This window comes from Thermoanaerobacterales bacterium (assembly GCA_030019475.1).
Lineage (GTDB): Bacteria > Bacillota > Desulfotomaculia > Desulfotomaculales > JASEER01 > JASEER01.
Window position 1 is genome coordinate 85,344 of the sequence record JASEER010000003.1, and the last position, 19,326, is coordinate 104,669.

Annotated in this window: 21 protein-coding genes; 7 read left to right on the forward strand and 14 right to left on the reverse strand. The window is 60.4% G+C overall.

Annotation, left to right across the window (positions count from 1 at the left end):
* From QMC81_01495 to QMC81_01520, 6 genes are read right to left on the reverse strand one after another with little or no spacing between them, the layout of a single operon-like run.
* Nucleotides 1-1,059: a nucleotidyltransferase family protein gene (locus tag QMC81_01495; GenBank protein MDI6906148.1), complete on the reverse strand. Its 1,059-nt coding sequence runs from the start codon at nt 1,057-1,059 to the stop codon at nt 1-3.
* Nucleotides 1,059-2,078, reverse strand: a complete 1,020-nt coding sequence (gene neuB / locus QMC81_01500) for an N-acetylneuraminate synthase (protein MDI6906149.1) — start codon at nt 2,076-2,078, stop codon at nt 1,059-1,061. Before neuB ends, QMC81_01495 begins: the two co-directional genes overlap by 1 nt.
* Entirely contained in the window at nt 2,068-3,267 is a 1,200-nt protein-coding gene (neuC, locus tag QMC81_01505; protein ID MDI6906150.1) for a UDP-N-acetylglucosamine 2-epimerase, read from the reverse strand. The genes neuB and neuC overlap by 11 nt, the downstream gene beginning before the upstream one ends.
* On the reverse strand, nt 3,268-3,960 hold the full coding sequence (locus tag QMC81_01510) for an acetyltransferase (protein MDI6906151.1): 693 nt from the start codon (nt 3,958-3,960) through the stop codon (nt 3,268-3,270).
* Nucleotides 3,927-5,048 (reverse strand): LegC family aminotransferase, encoded by a 1,122-nt coding sequence (locus QMC81_01515; GenBank protein ID MDI6906152.1) that lies wholly within the window; start codon nt 5,046-5,048, stop codon nt 3,927-3,929. Before QMC81_01515 ends, QMC81_01510 begins: the two co-directional genes overlap by 34 nt.
* Nucleotides 5,049-5,058: 10 nt before the next feature.
* Nucleotides 5,059-6,033, reverse strand: coding sequence for an NAD-dependent 4,6-dehydratase LegB (locus QMC81_01520; GenBank protein ID MDI6906153.1), 975 nt, complete (start codon nt 6,031-6,033; stop codon nt 5,059-5,061).
* Between the two features lie 251 nt (nt 6,034-6,284).
* Here QMC81_01520 and QMC81_01525 point away from each other — a divergent pair, with 251 nt between their 5' ends.
* The 7 genes from QMC81_01525 to QMC81_01555 all read left to right on the forward strand — a co-directional run bounded on the left by QMC81_01525 (nt 6,285) and on the right by QMC81_01555 (nt 12,111).
* The gene (locus QMC81_01525; protein MDI6906154.1) at nt 6,285-7,109 is read left to right on the forward strand and encodes a flagellin; all 825 of its coding nucleotides are present in this window, start codon (nt 6,285-6,287) and stop codon (nt 7,107-7,109) included.
* An 81-nt stretch (nt 7,110-7,190) separates the two neighbouring features.
* The gene (locus QMC81_01530; protein MDI6906155.1) at nt 7,191-7,583 is read left to right on the forward strand and encodes a hypothetical protein; all 393 of its coding nucleotides are present in this window, start codon (nt 7,191-7,193) and stop codon (nt 7,581-7,583) included.
* The gene (locus QMC81_01535; GenBank protein MDI6906156.1) at nt 7,558-9,378 is read left to right on the forward strand and encodes a DUF115 domain-containing protein; all 1,821 of its coding nucleotides are present in this window, start codon (nt 7,558-7,560) and stop codon (nt 9,376-9,378) included. The genes QMC81_01530 and QMC81_01535 overlap by 26 nt, the downstream gene beginning before the upstream one ends.
* Nucleotides 9,375-9,746 (forward strand): flagellar protein FlaG, encoded by a 372-nt coding sequence (locus QMC81_01540; protein MDI6906157.1) that lies wholly within the window; start codon nt 9,375-9,377, stop codon nt 9,744-9,746. The genes QMC81_01535 and QMC81_01540 overlap by 4 nt, the downstream gene beginning before the upstream one ends.
* Nucleotides 9,747-9,760: 14 nt before the next feature.
* On the forward strand, nt 9,761-11,317 hold the full coding sequence (locus QMC81_01545; protein ID MDI6906158.1) for a flagellar hook-associated protein 2: 1,557 nt from the start codon (nt 9,761-9,763) through the stop codon (nt 11,315-11,317).
* Between the two features lie 6 nt (nt 11,318-11,323).
* Nucleotides 11,324-11,737 (forward strand): flagellar export chaperone FliS, encoded by a 414-nt coding sequence (gene fliS, locus QMC81_01550; GenBank protein MDI6906159.1) that lies wholly within the window; start codon nt 11,324-11,326, stop codon nt 11,735-11,737.
* Entirely contained in the window at nt 11,737-12,111 is a 375-nt protein-coding gene (locus QMC81_01555; protein MDI6906160.1) for a flagellar protein FliT, read from the forward strand. Before fliS ends, QMC81_01555 begins: the two co-directional genes overlap by 1 nt.
* A 14-nt stretch (nt 12,112-12,125) precedes the next feature.
* Here the strand turns inward: QMC81_01555 and QMC81_01560 are convergent, their stop codons facing one another.
* From QMC81_01560 to QMC81_01595, 8 genes are all read right to left on the reverse strand, one after another.
* Nucleotides 12,126-12,548 carry a hypothetical protein gene (locus tag QMC81_01560; GenBank protein ID MDI6906161.1) on the reverse strand — a complete coding sequence of 141 codons (423 nt, stop codon included), beginning with the start codon at nt 12,546-12,548 and terminating at the stop codon, nt 12,126-12,128.
* 26 nt (nt 12,549-12,574) lie between these two features.
* On the reverse strand, nt 12,575-13,507 hold the full coding sequence (gene flgL / locus QMC81_01565; protein ID MDI6906162.1) for a flagellar hook-associated protein FlgL: 933 nt from the start codon (nt 13,505-13,507) through the stop codon (nt 12,575-12,577).
* 3 nt (nt 13,508-13,510) lie between these two features.
* A complete protein-coding gene (gene flgK / locus QMC81_01570; protein MDI6906163.1) occupies nt 13,511-14,887 on the reverse strand; it encodes a flagellar hook-associated protein FlgK in 1,377 nt (458 codons plus the stop codon).
* 32 nt (nt 14,888-14,919) lie between these two features.
* Entirely contained in the window at nt 14,920-15,408 is a 489-nt protein-coding gene (flgN, locus tag QMC81_01575; GenBank protein MDI6906164.1) for a flagellar export chaperone FlgN, read from the reverse strand.
* A gap of 96 nt (nt 15,409-15,504) precedes the next feature.
* Nucleotides 15,505-15,798, reverse strand: coding sequence for a flagellar biosynthesis anti-sigma factor FlgM (gene flgM, locus QMC81_01580; GenBank protein MDI6906165.1), 294 nt, complete (start codon nt 15,796-15,798; stop codon nt 15,505-15,507).
* A gap of 157 nt (nt 15,799-15,955) precedes the next feature.
* Entirely contained in the window at nt 15,956-17,044 is a 1,089-nt protein-coding gene (gene cheB, locus QMC81_01585; GenBank protein ID MDI6906166.1) for a chemotaxis-specific protein-glutamate methyltransferase CheB, read from the reverse strand.
* Nucleotides 17,031-19,106, reverse strand: a complete 2,076-nt coding sequence (locus QMC81_01590; GenBank protein MDI6906167.1) for a chemotaxis protein CheA — start codon at nt 19,104-19,106, stop codon at nt 17,031-17,033. Before QMC81_01590 ends, cheB begins: the two co-directional genes overlap by 14 nt.
* An 18-nt stretch (nt 19,107-19,124) precedes the next feature.
* On the reverse strand, nt 19,125-19,326 hold a 202-nt coding region (locus tag QMC81_01595), incomplete at its 5' end, for a chemotaxis protein CheW (GenBank protein MDI6906168.1).

Sequence of the window (19,326 nt, forward strand, 5' to 3'; positions counted from 1 at the left end):
CTACACCCCGTCTATTGACTCAAATACCCGCAATGTCTGCTGGTACTCGTCCCACTGGCCGATGTCGAACCAGCGGCCATGGTGGGGATAGACACCAGTTTTCAAACCCCGGGCCTGCACCGCCGCGATCAGGTCGGGCATGTCCAGCCGCGTGTCCGGGGGCACCAGTTCCAGGACCGATGGTTCCAAGACGTAAAGGCCGGTGTTCACGAGGAAATGAAAGTTCGGCTTCTCCTCAATGCGGAAGGACCCGTTCTCAGGTCTCAGCACACCGTAGGGCACAACGAATTCTTTAAGCGCCCCCACGACGGTCAAGGCGTGGGCGTGTTCCCGATGGTAGTCCAGTAGGTGCGTCGCATCTAACTCCACGATGATGTCACAATTAGTCATAATGAAGCTGTTACTGACCGAATCACGCAGCATACTCAGGGCGCCGGCAGTACCGAGGGGCTCCTTCTCTTCAACGAAGTCCACCCCGTAGGGACGTCCGGCGCCATTGGCAAAGTACATCCGTACGATTTCCGCCTTATAGCCGAGAGAGAGAATAAACCGGCCGAACCCCTGGGCATGGAAGCGGTCGATGATTACCTCCACCATAGGCTTGTCGCGGAGGGGGATCATCGGCTTGGGGAGTATCCTGGTGAAGGGATCCAGGCGCGTGCCCTGCCCGCCTGCCATAATGACAACGGCCTCCGGGCGTGCCTCGACCCGCGGCCGGAAGAGGTCCTGCCAGACCACCAGATCCATTACTCGGCCAGTCTGATCCACGATCGGCACGTGCCGGATACTATGGCGGACCATCAACCGCCTGGCGGCGTCAAGGGGTGTTCCCACAGGCAGCGTTATCGGACGGGGGTTCATCACGCTGGCAACGGGGGACCTTAAGTCCACGCCTTGGAGCAGAGCCCGGCGGACGTCCCCGTCGGTCAGGGTACCAACCAACCGCCCGGTGCTATCGATAGCAAGCAGGATCTGGAACGCCGCCTCGTCCATCTGCTGCAGCGCTTGAGCTAGGGCCATGTGCGGAGAAACCTGCGTTTTTTCCCAAGTAGCCGGCATCAGACCATCTCCCAGGTCAAAACGGTATCCGCAGGGATATCCACTCGTGCCCGCCGGCCGATCACTATGTCCCACATCGCCGGAGGGATACCCGTTCCGGGGCGCTTCAAGGTGAGGTTATCAGCCGTGATGAGTTCTCCAGCCACTATATGGCGCGCTGCAACCAAGCTGCGCCGGGCAGCACGTATCGTATCGCGCTCAGCCGGTGTAGCTCGTTTGAAACCGTCCCCCAATGCCGCTTCAACGTGACGGATCGCCCGGACCATCGCCGTCAACTCGCCCGGCTCCAGGGACGCCTTGTGGTCCGGTCCTTCAAGGTTGCGGTCCAGTGTAAAATGCTTCTCCACGACCCGCGCCCCCAGGGCCGCAGCGGCCACCGCCACCTCAAACCCGGGCGTATGGTCGGAATAGCCCACCGGCACTCCGAAGGCCCGTTCCAGCGTCACCATCGCCCGCAGGTTAACATCCTCGTACGGCGTAGGATAACTTGACGTACAGTGAAGTAGGGTTACATCTTGGGCCCCGGCCTCACGGACCACTACTAGAGCCTGTTCCACTTCGCCCAGAGTCGCCATGCCGGTCGAAACAATAACCGGCTTCCCTTTTCCGGCGATATACTCAAGCAGTGGATAATTAGTCAGTTCTCCCGAACCAACCTTAAAAAGAGGAACCCCCAAGTCATACAACAGGTCTACACTTTGATAATCGAACGGAGTCGATAAAAACATAATCCCCGCTCGGTCACAGTACTCTTTCAACTCCCGGAAGGCTTCCCCAGACAGCGCCAGGCGCCGGATCATCTCAAGCTGGGACTCGTCCCGATCCGGCATGTTGGCCTGCTGGTAAGCCGCCCGGGCCGCCCCCGCCGCAACCAACTGCTCGGGAGCGAAGGTCTGAAACTTTACCGCATCCGCCCCGGCCTCCCGAGCCGTGTCAACCAGTCGCCGCGCAAGTTCGGGGTCGCCGTTATGGTTCACGCCACCCTCAGCGATGATGAATACCCGATCTTTACCGACCAAAGCTCTCCACCTCTTCCGGAGACGGGAAGTCAAGCTTCTTCTCCAGCAACCGGCGGTCTAAAGGTATCTCCTCCAGCACTTTGATGACCCGTCCACTCACGTTGCCGTCACCGTAAGGATCGTAAGGGTTCACTACATTATCCAGCCGCCGCCGGAACTCCTCGTCGTAGAGGGCCCGGCGGATGCCAGCTATAATCTCCTCAACTGTACACGAAACGTCGATCACGCTGTCGGCCCTAATGCGACCCTTCTGGCGGTCGCCGATATTGACCGTCGGCACTTTGAGTGAGGGCGCCTCAATGATTCCGCTGGAGGAGTTCCCCACCACCGCAACTGCTCTACGCATTAAGCCCAGGTAGCCGCGAGAACCAAGACTCTTCCGCAGGATTACATTCGTCCGTCCGGCGGCGTATTCTTCCCATGCCTCCACAATCGCCCGGAAGCCGACCTCCGTCCCGGGATAGGTGATCACCTGCTGGAGATCCGGGAACTGCCGGAGGGCGTGAATGAGGGAAGACACCTGTCCCCTTGTATCAGTATCACTAGTGAGTGTTTCCGGATGATAGGTGACGAGCAGCGTGGGACGATCCGGGTCGATTCCAAATTCGCGTCGGAGTTCGTCGGCACCGGCAAAATGTCCTCGCAGGATGTTCTCAACCCCAGGAGCCCCTACGACATGTATCCGCCAGGCCTCCTCCCCCATCCGCCGTATGCGCCGGCCGTATTCAATGGTGCTGGGGAAATGGATATGGGCCATTTTTGTGATGGCGTGGCGAACCTGCTCGTCGATTGCCCCCTCGGTTGCCTCCCCGCCACAGAGGTGGGCAAGGGGCACCCGATGGAGCAGCGCCGCCAAGGCGGGGATGAACAATTCGTACCGGTCTCCAAGGAGGAGGACAATATCCGGGCGTTCACTGTCAAAATGGGAGGCGATTTCAATCAATCCGACACCGACGAATCTCGCCAGAGTTCCAGGACAATCAGACGCCGGAAGGTTTTCGATGCGCACCGCGACAGGAAAACCGTCCCGTTCTATCTCCCGTACGGAGAAGCCGGACCAGGGCGCCAGGTGGGCCCCCGCCACAACCAGCCGCAATTCCAGGGTCCGTGACTCTGCGATGCGCTCAATGACCGGGCGGAGCAGACCATATTCGGCCCGGGTCGCCGTGAAGACCATCACCCTGCGCACTTAGGCCTCATCCCTCAGTACACGTAAAACCCGCGCCGGATTCCCGGCCACCACGGTCCACGGGGCGACGTCACGTACCACCACGGCGCCGGCGCCGACCACCGCCCCTTCACCAATGGTCAACCCCTGGATGATCGTGGCACCGGCGCCTACGTGGGCCGTGTCGCCAACCCTCACGCCGCCGCAGAGAACCGCTCCCGGGGCTACATGCACGTGGTCACCGAGCCGGCAGTCGTGGTCGACCACCGCCCCTGTATTAATTAAAACGTTTGTACCACAGATTACGCCGGGGTTAACGGTCGCACCAGCAGCCACCACCAACCCCTCCCCCTGCTCAAGGTCACCGCCAACAACAGCTCGCGGGTGAATGAGCGGAGGGAAACGATAACCTATAGCCTTAACCCTGGTAAACAAATCCTTCCGCTTGTGGTTGTCGCCAACCGTGCCGACCCCGAGGGCCGCCAGCGCAGCCTCCCCGCTCTCCAACAGGGCCGGCAAAACATCGTCCTTTCCAAGATAAGCAATGTTATACCGTCCAATGTACGACGGGCCATCAAGGGCCACGACACCGACAACCTCATATGCACCTATGGAAAAGAGAATATCGAGGACAACCCGGGCATGTCCTCCGGCGCCGATTACGACAATGCGTGGGCGAGTCATCTTCGTCGCCAGTCCTTCAGGGCGTCGCAAACTTCACGGACGTCCCGGGCGGTCAGAAAGCTGGCGCTTGGCAGGTTAATCCCCCGTCTATGCAGTTCCTCGGCCACCGGGCACCTATCAAAGGTGTATCCCCTGTAACACGGCTGGCGGTGCAGGGGCAAGAACAGCGGGCGCACTTGGATGCCCCGGGATAATAGCCTTTCCATGAGTGAGCGCCTGCCCTCACCGTACTCCTTCTCATCTAGCAGGATTGAAAAGAGCCACCAGTTGCTTTTGGCCTCACGCTGTTCTTCCTGCCAAGCCAACCCCGGCACATCCCGCAACAGTTCCCGGTAGAGAGCGGCATTGTGCCGCTTCGTGTCCAGGAATGCCGGCAGCCGTTCCAATTGTGCCAGGCCTAAGGCGGCCTGCAGATTAGTTAATCGGTAGTTGTAGCCGATTTCTTGATGCTCGTACTCTAGGGATCCGGCGGCCCTTCCCTGGTTAACCAGCAGCCTGGCCCGTTCAGCCAGGGCCGCGTCATTGGTGACAAGCATCCCCCCCCCGCCGGTGGTGATCACCTTGTTGCCGTTGAAGCTGAAGATACCCATTTCCCCGAAGGTGCCTACATGCCGATCGCCGATTGTCGATCCCAGGGCCTCTGTGGCGTCCTCGATAAGGTGGATGCCATGGCCCTGCGCTATCTCCCGCAGGGCGACCATGTCCGCCGGGTTGCCGTAGAGGTGGACCGGAATAATGGCACGAGTGCGTGGGGTAATCGCCCGCTCCACGGCCCGGGGATCGATGTTCCAGGTCCGCGGGTCGACATCGACCACCACCGGTGTCGCCCCAGCATAGATCACCGGGTTCACGGTGGCGATGAAGGTCAGGGCGGGGACAATAACCTCATCTCCCGGTCCGATGCCAAGCAACCGCAGAGCCAAGTGCAGACCGGCCGTACCGTTGACTGTAGCGACAGCGTGCTTCGCCCCCACGTAGCGGCTGAAGCGCCGTTCGAACTCGGCCACCAGCGGCCCGGCCGACGAAACGAAGCCGCTGTCCAGGGCTTCGAGGACGTAGCGCTTCTCCAGTTCGCCGATATTCGGCCAGTCCAGCGGGATGCGGATTTGAGAGTCCATAGGCGTACTCCTATACGTTATAGAGGTCGGCCTTGTAGAGGTGGCGGTTGTCCCTGAACCAGTCCGCCGTGCTCCGTAGCCCCTCCTCCAGGCTGTACCGCGGCGTCCAGCCGGTCAACTCCCAGGCCTTGCGGTTGTCGCCGCACAACCGCCCCACTTCACTCCGTTCGGGACGCACGCGTGCGGCGTCCCCTTGGACCGGGATTTCAATGCCCATTACCCGCCCGATGGTTTGCACCAGGTCCGCGATGGAAATCTCCCGGCCGGTGGCCAGGTTCACCACCTCGCCCACCGTATTCTCGGAAAGGCCGACGGTGATGAAGCCCTCCACCGTGTCCCGGACGAAATTGAGGTCGCGCGTGGGGGCCAGGTTGCCCAGCCTGACGGGAAACCGACCCGCCAGGGCCTGGGTGATGATCGTAGGGATGACGGCCCGTGCCGACTGCCGCGGGCCGTAAGTGTTGAAGGGCCGAACCACGACCACCGGCAGCCCGAAAGACCGGTGGAAGGAAAGCGCCAACTGGTCGGCGGCGATCTTGGTGGCCGCGTACGGGGACTGCGCCTGTAAAGGATGCTCCTCGTCAATTGGTATGTAGCGTGCCGTTCCGTAGACCTCGGATGTTGAGGTGTGAATGACGCGGACCCCTTCCTCACGAGCCGCTTGAAGAATGTTATAGGTTCCTTCGACGTTCGTTCTAATGTATGCCTGGGGCGATCGGTAGGAGTAGGGGATACCAATTAGAGCCGCCAAGTGAAATACTGTCTCTACGCCCCGCATCGCGTCACGGACGCTGTCGTAGTCCCGAATGTCGCCTGTATACACTTCCACTTCTCGGCGACACGGAACATTCTCCAGCCAGCCCCAGTCATTCCGGGCATTGTAACGGACAAAGGCCCTAACCTTGTAGCCTTTATCTACCAGTGCCTCGACAAGGTGTGACCCGATGAAGCCCCCCGCGCCGGTCACCAGGACCTGCGTTGCCACCGTACAACCCCTTTCGTTGGCTCGCTCGACTGTTCTTCTCAGTTCGACATATTCTTCCCCTAAACCTTCTCCTGCCCCGCGAAATTAGGTGACAAGGAGTGCTAAAGAAAGTCCTGTGGAACCCGATATAAAAAACGAGGGCGTCACCAGGCTTTTGGTACCATCGGCGGCCGACGATTACCAAATAAAAAAGGCGACACTCTCGCAAGCGCTTAGCTACATTCTACCTAGAAAAAGGAGGAGAGCAAAGGGTGATTATCAACCATAATATCAGCGCCCTGAACGCTTGGCGTGGGCTAACCAGTACAAATACGGCCCTTACCAAGTCATTGGAAAAACTGTCATCTGGGCTGCGGATCAACCGCGCTGCCGACGACGCCGCCGGGCTGGCCATTTCTGAAAAGATGCGCGGCCAGATCCGCGGGTTGAACCAGGCCATTCGCAACGCTCAGGACGGGATCTCCCTCATCCAAACTGCTGAAGGTGCCTTGAACGAGTCCCATAGCATTCTGCAGCGCATGCGGGAACTGGCTGTACAGTCTGCTAATGACAGCAACACGGATGCCGACCGGAAACAAATCCAGGATGAAGTATCCCAGTTGATAACGGAACTAAACCGTATCGCTGACACAACGGAGTTCAACACACAGGTGCTAATGAGCGGGGGCTTCAGCGGTACCGGGAATGGTCTTACATTCCATATCGGCGCTAACTCAGGTCAGACGCTAATTCTAAAGATTGGCAACATGAAAGCAGGTGCTTTAGGCGTTAGCGGTCTTAGTGTTTCAACCCTGGCAAACGCCAGTGCGGCTATCTCCAAAATTCAGAGCGCTATCGATAAGGTCTCCACTCAGCGGTCGGCCCTTGGTGCCGTTCAGAACCGCTTGGAGCATACTATCGCCAACCTGGGAGTTGCTTCGGAGAACCTATCCGCCGCTGAGTCCCGTGTTCGCGATGTGGACATGGCCCAGGAAATGATGAACTTCACCAAGACCCAGATCCTGGTGCAGGCCGGCACGGCGATGCTTGCCCAGGCAAACATGTCCCCGCAGGCAGTTCTCAAGCTTCTCGGTTAGCCCAAAGTTTTGAAATGCAGGGGGCTAGGGCCAGCCCCCTGCATTATCTTATTTCTTAGGTCAAAGGAGTAATTGAGCCCTATGACCTTACCACATGAAACTTCAGATGTCGTGAGACATGTAATCGAATTTCTACCTACTCTTCGCATGGCCACAGAAGAGATTTCCGGTCTGTTGATGGAGGGCAATACAACACGTGCAATGCGTGGTTTGGCGGAACTGGTGACTGGACTGCAGGAACTGCACAAGGGGTTAGAGCTACTCTCCTTTGCTTATGGTTCTGGTTCGCCGGGTCTCAACAATTGTCGCATTCGTTTGGAAGCCCTTTACCCGCTGATGCTTACGGCTGTCGAAGACGAAGACCCAGTAGCACTCAGTGACCTCCTTAGTTATGAACTGGTACCGACCTTAGAGGCTTGTGCCGTTAGTTTACGGAGTAGTGACGATAATGACTACAACAGTCCCGACAATTGAGGTTCTTTCTGCCAAGAACGGACAAGTGACCGCCCGTGCACATATTAAAGACGTACGTACGATATGGTTGCATAGTGCCTACGATCCCGGCCGGGAGGCTGTCTCACTTGTCAGTAAGCATTCTCTGATTCGTGCCGGAGTAATCATTGTACTCGGCCTCGGCCTTGGCCATCATGTAGTTGAAGTTCTCCGGCGGATCGGGGAAAGGACACCTGTGCTGGTGGTCGAACGCAACAATGAGATGAAGCAACTTGCTCAGAGGCACAATCGTTCTTTAGTTTGGGAACGATTTACCGTAGCCAGCAATGAACAGGAAATCAAGGCCTTCTTATACCGCCATAAGGACTGCCTTAAGGGTCAAGAGCTAGTGGTCATTGAACATACGGCATCCCTCCAGTTGGACTTACACTATTACGGAGAAATGCGAAAGCGGATCCGTGATTATGTATCCACTTTGGTCGTTGAATTAGCCACAGGGAAGAATTTAAACCGTTTCATTCATGAGAACGTATTTGCTAACCTACCAGGGATAATCCATGACCCCGGGATTACCGCAATTACTGATATTTTCAAGGGGAAGCCCGCAGTTATTGTTGCGGCCGGGCCTTCACTAAATAAAAATATTTGCTTATTAGCTGAAGCCAAAAACAAAAGCGCTGTTATTTGTGTAGGAACGGCTCTTAGGGCGATGTTAGCGGAAGGGTTGCATCCGGACTTCGTAGTCACACTTGATCCAATGGAGGCGAACTACCGACTCTTTACCGGTCTAGACCCTACGGAAGCTTTCCTATGCTATGAACCCCAAACCCATCCGAGAATCCCCCCCTTGTTCGCCAAACGACGGTTTGTATTTAATTCTTTTGGTAATCCTTTACAACTCTGGCTCAGTAGCCTTTATGGCAGCAAGGGTTATGTCGAGCCTGGAGGGTCAGTTGCTATTGCCGCTTTCGGTATTGGCCTCATCCTGGGATGCAACCCCATCGTTTTTGTAGGCCAAGACCTGGCTTACACCGGTGGGTTCAGTCATGCCGCAGGTACAGTCTACGAAGGCCGGCGGGTACAAGCACTTGAAGGACGGCTAGATCACCTTGAGGTTCCGGCTATTAACGGGGGAAAAGTCTGGACATCCCGTGCCATGCATGGCTTTTTAGTTCGTTTTGAGGAGCTTTTCGCCCTACATAACGATAGGTTGATTATTGACGCAACGGAAGGAGGAGCATTGAAGCGCGGCACAAAAGTGATGACCTTCCGGGAGGCGCTGGACACCTACTTCACCGAGGAGGTGCCGGCTCTGGAGATCATCGCCGCGAAGCACCGCGAGGCCTCGCAGCCGCGGCCGGAGGTCTCGGCGCGGGTACGCGAGGAACTGGAGACGACTCTCGAAGAATACCGCGCCTGGCTGCCTCTCCTGGAAGAGGTGGTGTCCACGGCGCAGGGCATCGTAGACCTCGCGCGGGTCCTGCACGTCACGCCGGAGGATGCGTCCGGCGACCGTTTCGCAGCCGGCTCTGCGCGTCATCTCCAGGAGGAGGCCGCACGGCTGAACGCCCTTTTGAAACAGGCGAATGCCGGGGCAAAGTTGATTGACCTCCTCAGCCTGCTGACCTTTGACGTCCACCTGGCGAAGGGGCCGGGAGACGAGGCTCGGCTGCTGGAACAGGTGCAGCACATCCTCAAGCTATATGGCAGCTACCAGAGCGCCACAAAGACGATGATCGGCCAGTTGCAGAAGACTCTGGCCACCCTCGAAATGCCAGAAGCGAATCCGGTCTTGGAAGGAGCGGTGAACCAATGAGCGCGGCGATTGGAGAGGTGCGCCGTATCGAAGCTGCCCGGACCGTTGAGACACTTCCCCATCCCCCGGAGGGCCGCAGTCCGGGTCAACGTCCGGTTGGCGGGAATAATCAGCAACTCCCCGGGCACCCCGGCAGCGCTTCCGCTAATGAAGAGCTTTCCCCCGCCCTGGAGAAGCTGGCCAAAACCGCCCCTGTCTTTGACTGCCGCTTCCACTTCCGCATTCACGAGGCCACGAAGCGGGTAATGGTTCAGGTAATCGACCAGGAGACCGGCGAGGTCTTAAACGAGATCCCGCCGGAGAAGATCCTGGACCTGGTGGCACAGATCCAAGAGCTGGTGGGGCTCCTGGTAGATAAGAAGGTTTAAAGGAGGGGTCAGCGGTGACCACTTATTTCAGCCCCGTGAACCGTATGACCGGCCTGGCCTCGGGCCTCGATATCGACCAAATCGTGCAGGACCTGATGCGCGCGGAGCGGGCACCCCTTGACCGCCTGCTCCAGCAGAAGCAGATCATGGAATGGCAGCGGGCCGATTACCGGAGCATTAACCAGGTGCTGTACGACTTCCGGACGAACCACGCCTTCAACCTGTCGCTGACCAAGACCTTCCAGGCCTATAAGGCCACGTCCAGCAATGAGGCTGTGGTTACGGCCACGCCGGGAAGCGGCGCTCAAACAGGTACTTATAATATCACCGTGCACCGCCTGGCCCAGGTCGCATCCGACATTAGTAGCGATACCCTTTCCGCCGACCCCGTTAACAACAAAATCGATCCCACGCAGACCCTCGACAGCCAGGCGGCAAAGTTTCGCGTCGCGATGAGCGGTACGAGTCACCAGTTTTCCATCACCACCTATAAGCCTGACGGGACCCCCATCACCGAAAGCTTTACCGTCGATAGTACGACGGACAGCCTGAATGACGTCCTCGCCCGCATCAACGCCAAGTCTTCTATTCTGGGCGTGACCGCCTTCTACGAGTCCAGCACCGACAAGGTCGTGATCTCCACCACCCGGACCGGCGACTATGCCACAAACGAAATCGAAATCTCCGATGTTACGGGCAACTTCGCCCTGGGTACCCTGCAACTGGCGGCCACGGCGCAGGGCACCGACGCCCTTGTAGATATCAACGGGCTGACCGGTATCAAGCAACATGAAAACACCTTCACCCTAAACAATGTGACCTTCAACCTGGAAGGCACCTCTACCGACGCCGTCCTCGTCACGGTTGCACGAGATAACGAAGCAATCTTTAACACTATCAAGATATTCGTCGAGCAGTACAACGCCACCCTGGACAAGCTCTACGCCGAGCTGAAGGAGGAACGCTACCCGGACTATCTCCCGCTCACGGACGACCAGAAGAAGGAGATGTCCGACCGGGAGATCGAGCAGTGGGAGGAGAAAGCAAAGAGCGGCCTTTTGAAGGGCGACGCGCTGTTGAATGACATAACCTACAAGCTCCGCAACGCCCTGAGCACGCCGGTAGCCGGGGCCGACCCGACGCTGGACCGCCTCTTTGACCTGGGTATTACCACCGGCGGGTACTGGGAGGGCGGCAAGCTGTATATCGACGAGACCAAGCTGCGCGAAAAGATTGCGGCCGACCCCGACGCGGTGGCGAACCTGTTCACCAAGAGCAGCGATGTCTATGAGGAACAGGGCCTGGGAGTGCGCCTTGCGTACGAACTGCAGAACGCCATCGACCGCTTGAGCGATAAGGCCGGCAGTGTTTACACTTCGACTCTTTATGACCAGAGCTACCTCTCCCGCTCGATCCGCGAGCTGAACGACCGAATCGCGGCCACCGAGGACCGGCTGGCCCAGATTGAGGACCGTTACTGGCGGCAGTTCACGGCCATGGAGCAGTACATCGCGCAGATGAACGCCCAGGCGAGCTGGCTGACTCAGCAGTTCAGCATGTACGGAGGTTAAGCCGTGATGAATATGCCAAACCCCTACCAGCAGTACCGCGCGAACAACATCCTGACCGCCGATCCGGGCCGCCTGGCACTGATGGTCTTCACCGAGGCGGCGAAGGTCACCCGCCAGGCGGCCGAGGCCCTCGGGCGCGCCGATACGGTGACCGCCCACCGAGGGCTATTACGGGCGCAGGAGCTGGTCTCCTACCTGGTGGAGACGGTGGATACATCCCTGGAAGTCGGGCAGGGCCTGGCGGCGCTGTACGACTACTTCCATCGCCGGCTGGTCGAAGCCAATGTCAACAAGGAGCCGGCGATCGCCGAAGAGGTCGCCGAAATGTTGAATGAGTTGCGTGACACCTGGGAGCAGGCCCTCAAAACCACGGGAGAAACAAGCGAAGTTACTTCCCAGCCACAGGAGGAGCAGGTTTGATGCCGCAGGAGTCGGTGTGCGATCTGCTGAACGAAATCCGGGCAGTGACCAAGAAAATGGTTGACGCGACGGAGGCCGGGGATGATGGTTTGGACACCCTGGCTTCTTTGTTGGAGCGAAGACAGGAACTGATGAACCGTGTGGATAACCTGCACCGTGAACAGTTGGGGGCTCCGAAAGACGATGAAATCCAACGGATCCGTGAATTACTGCGTGAGATCCGGGAAATGGATATCGTCGTGAGACAGGCCGTCGCATTTCGGCGCGAACTGGCCCGGAAGGCATTGGAGAGGGCACGGAACGAACGGAAAGGGTTGGCTTATCTTAAGTCGGGGATGAGTCTCGGCGGAGGGCTCGTGAACGATAAGGGGTAACCGTCGCCGACACCTTAAACCTCGGCGTTCAGCCCCAAACCGGCGGGGTGGGGCGGCTCTTCACCTTCCCCCGAAAGGCTACGGCGGGCGCGGTCAAGTTCGTCATCGGTCAGGAAACGCTGATGGCGGCCGTGCTCGTCGACTAGTTCCACCCGCAGGCGGCGCTGGCGGCGGTCCCTTTCGCTTCTCTCATCCCCACCCTTTTCCTTCCCTTCCTTTTCATCATGAACCCGAAAGCGAAAAGGGTAGTTTGAAAGCTCCGCCAGGCGGTTCAGGTGCTCCACCAGGCGGATGAGTTCCTCCAGGCCGACAAGCTGTTTGGCGACCAGATTCTGCTCGTCGGTCACTCCCGGCCGGGCCTGGGCCGGGTCGACCTTGCGGGCGGCGATGGCATCGTAGGTGAGCATTGATTGGAGGCCGCCGGCGCCGATTTTCATCCGCGGCCACCTCCCATGGAGCGAGATTATCTTAAGAAGTCAATAAGGGTGGTCTGCATCAGGCGGGCGCCAGCCGAAAGCGACGCACGGTAAGCGATCTCCCGCTGACTGAACTCGATGGTCACCTTGGCGATGTCGCTGTCCTCCAGCCCGGAGAGGACCCCGGTGAAGCGCACCTCCTGGTCCGTGTACTGCCCCTTAAGAGACTCCAGGTGGTTAGTGCGGGAGCCGATCTTGACACGGGCTTCCATAACTGTATCCATACGCTGGTCGATTTGACCGATCAGATTGCCGACCTGGGTTGTATTACCGGTGTCTAGAGCGTTACGTAGGGCGAAAAGCGTTTCGAAGATACCACCGGTAACATTGCCGCCGGCGTCTACCTGGCCGAAAACACCCTCATAAGGTGCTGTAGCTCCCTCAAGCCCGGCGTCCACACGCACGCGGTGGTCAACGGCCACCTCCCGCTCGATGGGGTTCGCGTTGCCGGAGTAGGTTACAGTCTCTGCCACGGCATCAACAGTGTATGGCTTCGTGCTCATCGCCGTACCGGCGAAGATGTACTTCCCGCCGAGCTGGCTGTTCGCAACCTTATCCATGGCGTCAATCAGCCCCTCAATCTGCCGGGCCAGAACAGCCTGATCCTCAGGAGTCAGGGTGTCGCTCGCTCCCTGAACGGCAATCTCCCGCGCCTTCTGTAAGAGGCCGGTGGCGTCGCCGAGCGCGGCGTCGGTCTCATAAAGCCAGGACAGCCCGTCGGTTATGTTCCGCGTGAACTGGTAGTTGTGGTCAAGGGCGACACGCATCTCCATCACCCGGTTGGCAGCCGTGGGGTCGTCGCTGGGCCGGTTGATCTTTTTCCCGGTCGACATGCGCTCCTGCGCCCGTACCAACTCCTCCAGGTTGCCCTGGACGCTGTTGATCATCCGCCTCCCGACCATATTATGGGTAATCCGCATTCCTTAAACCCCCATCCGGTTGATAATGGTATCGAGCATTGCGTCCAGGACGGTCACCACCCGGGCCGAAGCCTGGTAGGCATACTGGTACTGGGTCAGGTTCGCCAGTTCCTCGTCGATGGAAACGCCGATCACGGACTGGCGCAGGTTCTGCAGTTGCTCACGTACGGCCTGGGCGCTCTTGACCCGGTCGGCGGCTCCCGAGACATCGGTGCCGATGCGCGTCACCAGTTGGGTGTAAAAGCCTTCAAAGGTGGTATCGCCCAATGCGGCAATGGCATCATCACGCAGGCCGGCCACGTCAAGAGCCAATGTGCCGTCGATCTTTGTGACATCGAGTATGATGTCAGGGTGAACAGAAAAGCTGGATGCATCGGTGCCGGCAAAGAAATCAGCACGAGTGGTTCCATTATCCGGGTGTTTGGCGTTTACCTGTGTAATCAACGCCTGCGCCAGTTCGTTCAGGTTATTTATGTAGCCGATCACCTTCTGCCGGGCGCTCTCCAGCCCGACCAGGGAGCCGGGGGCATTGGCGTCGGCCAGGGTCGTGACGTTAACCGCCGGGGATGTTCCAATCGTCACGGTGAAAGGGCTGCCCCCATTGAGCGGGAAGTCGCCTGTTACATTGGCCGGTGGATTCGTACCGTTGATAAGGACCTCTCCGAACAACCGAACCTCAACCTGACCGTCCGCCAGAGAGGTGACCTGAATCTCCCCGATCGCCGCCAGCTTGTCAAGGAGAACATCCCGACGGTCCATCAGGTCGTTGGCCTTGTAGTCGGCATTTCCCAGGCTGGCGATGGCCTGATTGATAGCCGCAATCTGATCCGCCAAGTTGTTAATCTCGTCGACCTTGTTCTCGAGATCGTTTTCCAAACCGTCCCGGTTGTCCACGAGTTGGCCATAGGTCACTTTAACCATGGAGGTCAACTCTTCCCCGGCCTCGCGCACGGCGGCCTTCAGGCCGGGGTCCTGGGGGTTATTGTTTAAGTCCTGCCAGTAGTTAAAGAACTTGCCGATGACACTCTGAAGGCCGTAATCGGTCGGCTCGGGGAAAAGGGCCTCGACCCGCGCCAAGGCATCCGAGCGCTCCTCCCAATAGCCGGCGTCGCCCAGCGCCCAGCGGACGTGGCTGTCGATAATGCTATCCCGGACCCGGCGGATCTCACTGACCGTCACCCCGGTGCCGAGCTGCCCGGGCGTCACCTTCTGCGTCATCATCGGGATCGTGTACGGGTTTTCGGCCGTATGCACCGCCTGCTGGCGGGTGTAGCCTTCGGTGTTGGCGTTGGCGATGTTATGGGACGTGGTGTCCATGGCGGCGCGCTGGGCCATAAGCCCGCGCCGGGCGATTTCTAAGCCGAAAAAGGTGGAGAGCATGCGGGATACTCCTCTCCAAAATGATATGGTGGTTACACTGACCGGTCGAGGCTGCCGGCGGCACCGCCGCCGTCAATCTTGCCTCCCGCGCCGTAAGTCTCCCCGCCCCTATTGGTGAGCAGCCGCAACATAGTTGTATGGAGCTGGAGAGCGCAGGCGCTCATGGCCTGCGCGATCGAGTTCGCCTCTTGCAGGGCCCGTAACGCATCCTTCAACCGGTCACGCAGGGCGGTCATGGGTCCCTGCAGGTCCGGCGGCGCATAGGGCAGAAGATCCTTCAGGCCGGCCCCTTCCGGCAAACCAAGCACCTTCTCCAGTTCTATCTGCACCCCAAGGCGGGTGTCCTCCAGCCTGGCAAGCTCCACCCCGTGGGCACCTATCTCCTCCAGAGCATTATTCAGGTCGTTGAGGCTATCCTGCCTCAAAGCTGCGATCTGCCGCTCCACGGCCGCAGTCAGGTTATGGACGGTTGAAACCTGCTTTTCCATTAGCAGATAGAGATCCATGAACAGATCCGGCACAGGCAACGCCCCTTCGTGGCAGAGTCGGAACCCAAGGGCTCTCATAAAGACATGGGCCGACACAGAGGTCGGCCCCTGATCACCCAACCCGGCGGTCTACACCCGCCGGTCCAGGAGCGCTTCCCTGATCATCCCCCGGGCGATCCGCGTGGCGTCCGGGCGGTAGGTACCCTCATCCACTTCCCGGCGCACCTTTTCCACCAGTTCCTCACGGATATCGGGCATTTCTTTCAGGCGCGCCTGATAGACCTGGAGTTCCTGCGTCCGCTCGGAAATCTCCAGCGTGGAGGCCTGCTCCGCCGCGCTTCGGCGGCCTTCGGCGCGCTCCTTTTGTTCAATTTGCTCCCTGTAGACCTTGATCGGGTCGATATTGAAACCGTCGATGCGCACGGCCGATCAGTCCTTTAAAGGTTTCTCATATCTGGTTATCGGCTCCTGAAGAACGATCTTTAATGGAAACAATCGGTTAACCGCGGGCGTACGTAGACCGATGCCTCCTGCGGTGTAAAGCTGATTTTAAGTAAGGGGCCTGACCCCCTACTTAAAATCAGCTTAATACGCGCATGATTTCGGGGGCGATCTGCGGCAGCGGCAGGACCAGGTCGGCTGCGCCGGCCTCGGCGGCCGCCCGCGGCATGCCGTAGACGACGCAGGTACTCTCGTCCTCGGCGATGGTCTGTCCCTGCGCGGCCTTGATACGGCCCATGCCGTCCGCCCCGTCACGGCCCATCCCCGTCAAAAGGACACCGAGGGTGCGCGGGCCGTAGGTCTCGGCGGCGGCGGCCATGACACGGTCCACCGACGGCCTGAAGCCCCCGGGCGGCAGAGGCCGGTCGTCCGGCTGCACGCCGGCCACCACCCCCGCCCCCTTCCGGCGGAAGGAGAACTCGAACCCCGCGGGCGCCACCAGGGCCCGCCCCGGCAGGACGGCGTCCCCCTCGGCGGCGTGCTTCACCTCCAGAGCGCTCCGCTGGTCCAGGTTCTCGGCCAGGCTGGCGGTGAAGCCCCGGGGCATATGCTGTACGATGACGACGGCCGCCGGCAGGTCCCCCGGCAAGGCGGGAACCAGGACGCGCAGCGCCGCCGGCCCGCCGGTGGAGCAGCCGATGACCACGATCTCCGGCCGTTCCGCCGGCCCCCGCTCCGCAGCGGGCTTCGGCGTCCCAACCCATGCCGGCGGGACGCGCGCTCCCTGCCGGAGGGAAGCTGCCCGGGCCGTTGTCCCCCGGCCCGCATGGACGAGGCGCGCCCCAACGGCCACCTTAATCTTCGCCGCCAGATCGGCCACCATCGGCTCCAGGCCCCCGGGCATGCCCTTCGGTACGAAGTCCACCGCCCCGAGGGCGAGGGCCTCGACCGTCGCCGCGCTCCCGGCGCGGGTGTGGGCGCTGAGCATCACCACCGGAACGGGGTGGACGCGCATCAGTCGCCGCAACGCCGCCAGGCCGTCGAGGATGGGCATCTCGACGTCCAGGATGACCACGTCCGGGCGGACCCTCGGAATCTGCTCCAGGGCTTCCTGGCCGTTGGCGGCCGTGCCCGCTATGATAAACCCATACTTCTCTTCCAGAACCTTGCCGACGACCCGCCGGATAACGAGCGAGTCATCGGTGAGAAAGACCTTAACCGGCCTCATAGGCCAGCTCCCTGACAGACTCCTTCCGCGTGATCTCCCGTACGAGGGCGCGGACGTCCACGATCAGGGCCACCCGGCCGTCGCCCAGGATGGTGGCGCCGGAAAGGCCGGGGATACGTCCCAAAAGATCCCCGAGAGACTTGATGACGATCTCCTGCTCCCCGAGCAACCCGTCCACCACGACCCCGACCCGGCTCTCGCCGGTGCCGATGATGACCATGCAGGTCTTCTCCTCGTCCTTCTCGGAGTGGCCGAAGAGGCGCCCAAGACGCACCAGCGGCAGGACCGAACCACGGACGACGACGACCTCGTTGTCCCCCACCATGCGGATTTCACTGTGGGGGAACTGGATGATCTCCTGCACGTTCACCAGCGGGAAGGCGTAGACCTGCCCGGCCAGGTCGACAATCAGCGCGCGGATGATGGCCAGAGTGAGAGGTAATTTGATGGTGAAGCGGGAACCCGTGCCGGGGGTGCTCTCGACATCCACGTTTCCCCCGAAGCTCTCGATCTGGTTCTTCACCACGTCCCCGCCCACGCCGCGTCCGGAGAGGTCGGTGACGTTTTCAGCCGTGGAAAAGCCGGGAACGAAGATAAGCTGCAGGGCGTCAGCGTCACGCATGCGCCGGGCTGTCTCCTCGTCGATGAGCCCCTTCTCCACGGCCTTGCGCCGCAGGGCCTCGGGGTCCATCCCCCGCCCGTCGTCCTCGACGCGGATGACGATGTTGTTCTCCTGGTGGCAGGCGCGCAGGCGAAGCACGCCCGTCCGCGGCTTGCCCAGGCGGACACGTTCGTCGGGCGGCTCGATCCCGTGGTCGATGGCGTTGCGCACCAGGTGCAGCAGGGGGTCGCCGATGACCTCGATGACGTTCCGGTCCAGTTCGGTCTCGCGCCCCTCGATGACCAGGTCGATTTCCTTCCCCAGCTTATGGGCCAGGTCCCGCACCATGCGCGGGAAACGGTTGAAGACCTGGGCGATGGGCAGCATCCGCGCCTTCATGATCTGCACCTGCAGGTCGTTGGTGACCTGCCCCAGGTGGTTGGCGATCCCCTCCAGAGTCTCGATCATCTCGTCGTTCCCCAGGCGGTTTTCCACCACTCGGGCGAAGCGATCCAGCCGGGTACGCTCAATGACCAGCTCGCCGACCAGGTTCATCAGGGTATCCAGTTTCTCAACGTCAATGCGCACCGTACGCACCGTCTGCCGGTGCTCGGCGTGGCCGTTCCCCGGCCCGGCGCCCGCGGCCGCCTTCTCCGCCGGCCCTTCGGCCGTATCCGTCGTAACCGCCGCCGGGCCCTCCGGCAACACGACCGGTTCCACCAGCACCATGAAAACCTCGGCGATGGTCATCAATTGGTTGTGAATGCGGTCGGGGTCCTCCCGCGAGAGAAGGATAACCTCGAAGACATCGTCGAAGCGGCCGTCCTGCAGTACCTCGGCCGGCGGGACGGACCGGATGGCCTCCCCCATTTCCTCCAGGTTGCGGAAGACAAGGAAGGCCCGGGCGGCCTTCATCTGGCACCCCGGGTCCAGGCGCACCGTAATACGGTACGGGGTGAGGCCGACGAGCAGGGCCTCCCGTATGACCTCGACCTCGCTCTCGGTCAGGTCCGCCGCCCCCGGGGCTTCGGGCGGACCGGAATCCGCCTCCGCCGCCCCGGGCACCGCCGTCACCGCCGCGGCACCCCCGTCCTCGAAGGCCCGTAGCCGGCCGATCACCGGCGCGATGTCGACCTTCGCGCCACCCTCGATGATTTCTTCGCGCAACGCCTTGAGGGTGTCCAACGCCTCGAAGAGGACGTCCACCATCTGCGAGGTGACCTGCAGCCGGCCCTGGCGTATGCGATCGAAGAGGTTCTCCATCTCGTGGGTCAGCCCGGACATCCGGTCATAGCCCATGATCGCCGAGGAGCCCTTGACGGTGTGCGCCGCCCGGAAGATCTCCTGGATCGTGGCCTCGTGCTGCCCTTCCCGCTCGAGGGTCAGGAAGCCGTCGTTCAGGACCTGGATCTTTTCATCCAGTTCGTCAAGGAATACGCCTATTTCCGCATCCGAGAACATTATTCGCCCTCCCAGCGGCTAAGCCGTGGCCTGCACGGACATGTCCGCCCCGCGCAACTCCTCCTGTTCCGCTTCTATCAGGACCTTCTCGGTGTCCAGCATGATGATCAACCGCTCGCCCCAGAGGGCGATGCCCCGCAGGTAGGCGGAGTCGATCCCGTTGATCACCGGCGGCGGGGGCTCGATGCTGTCCGCCGGCAGGCGCAGGACCTCGAGGACG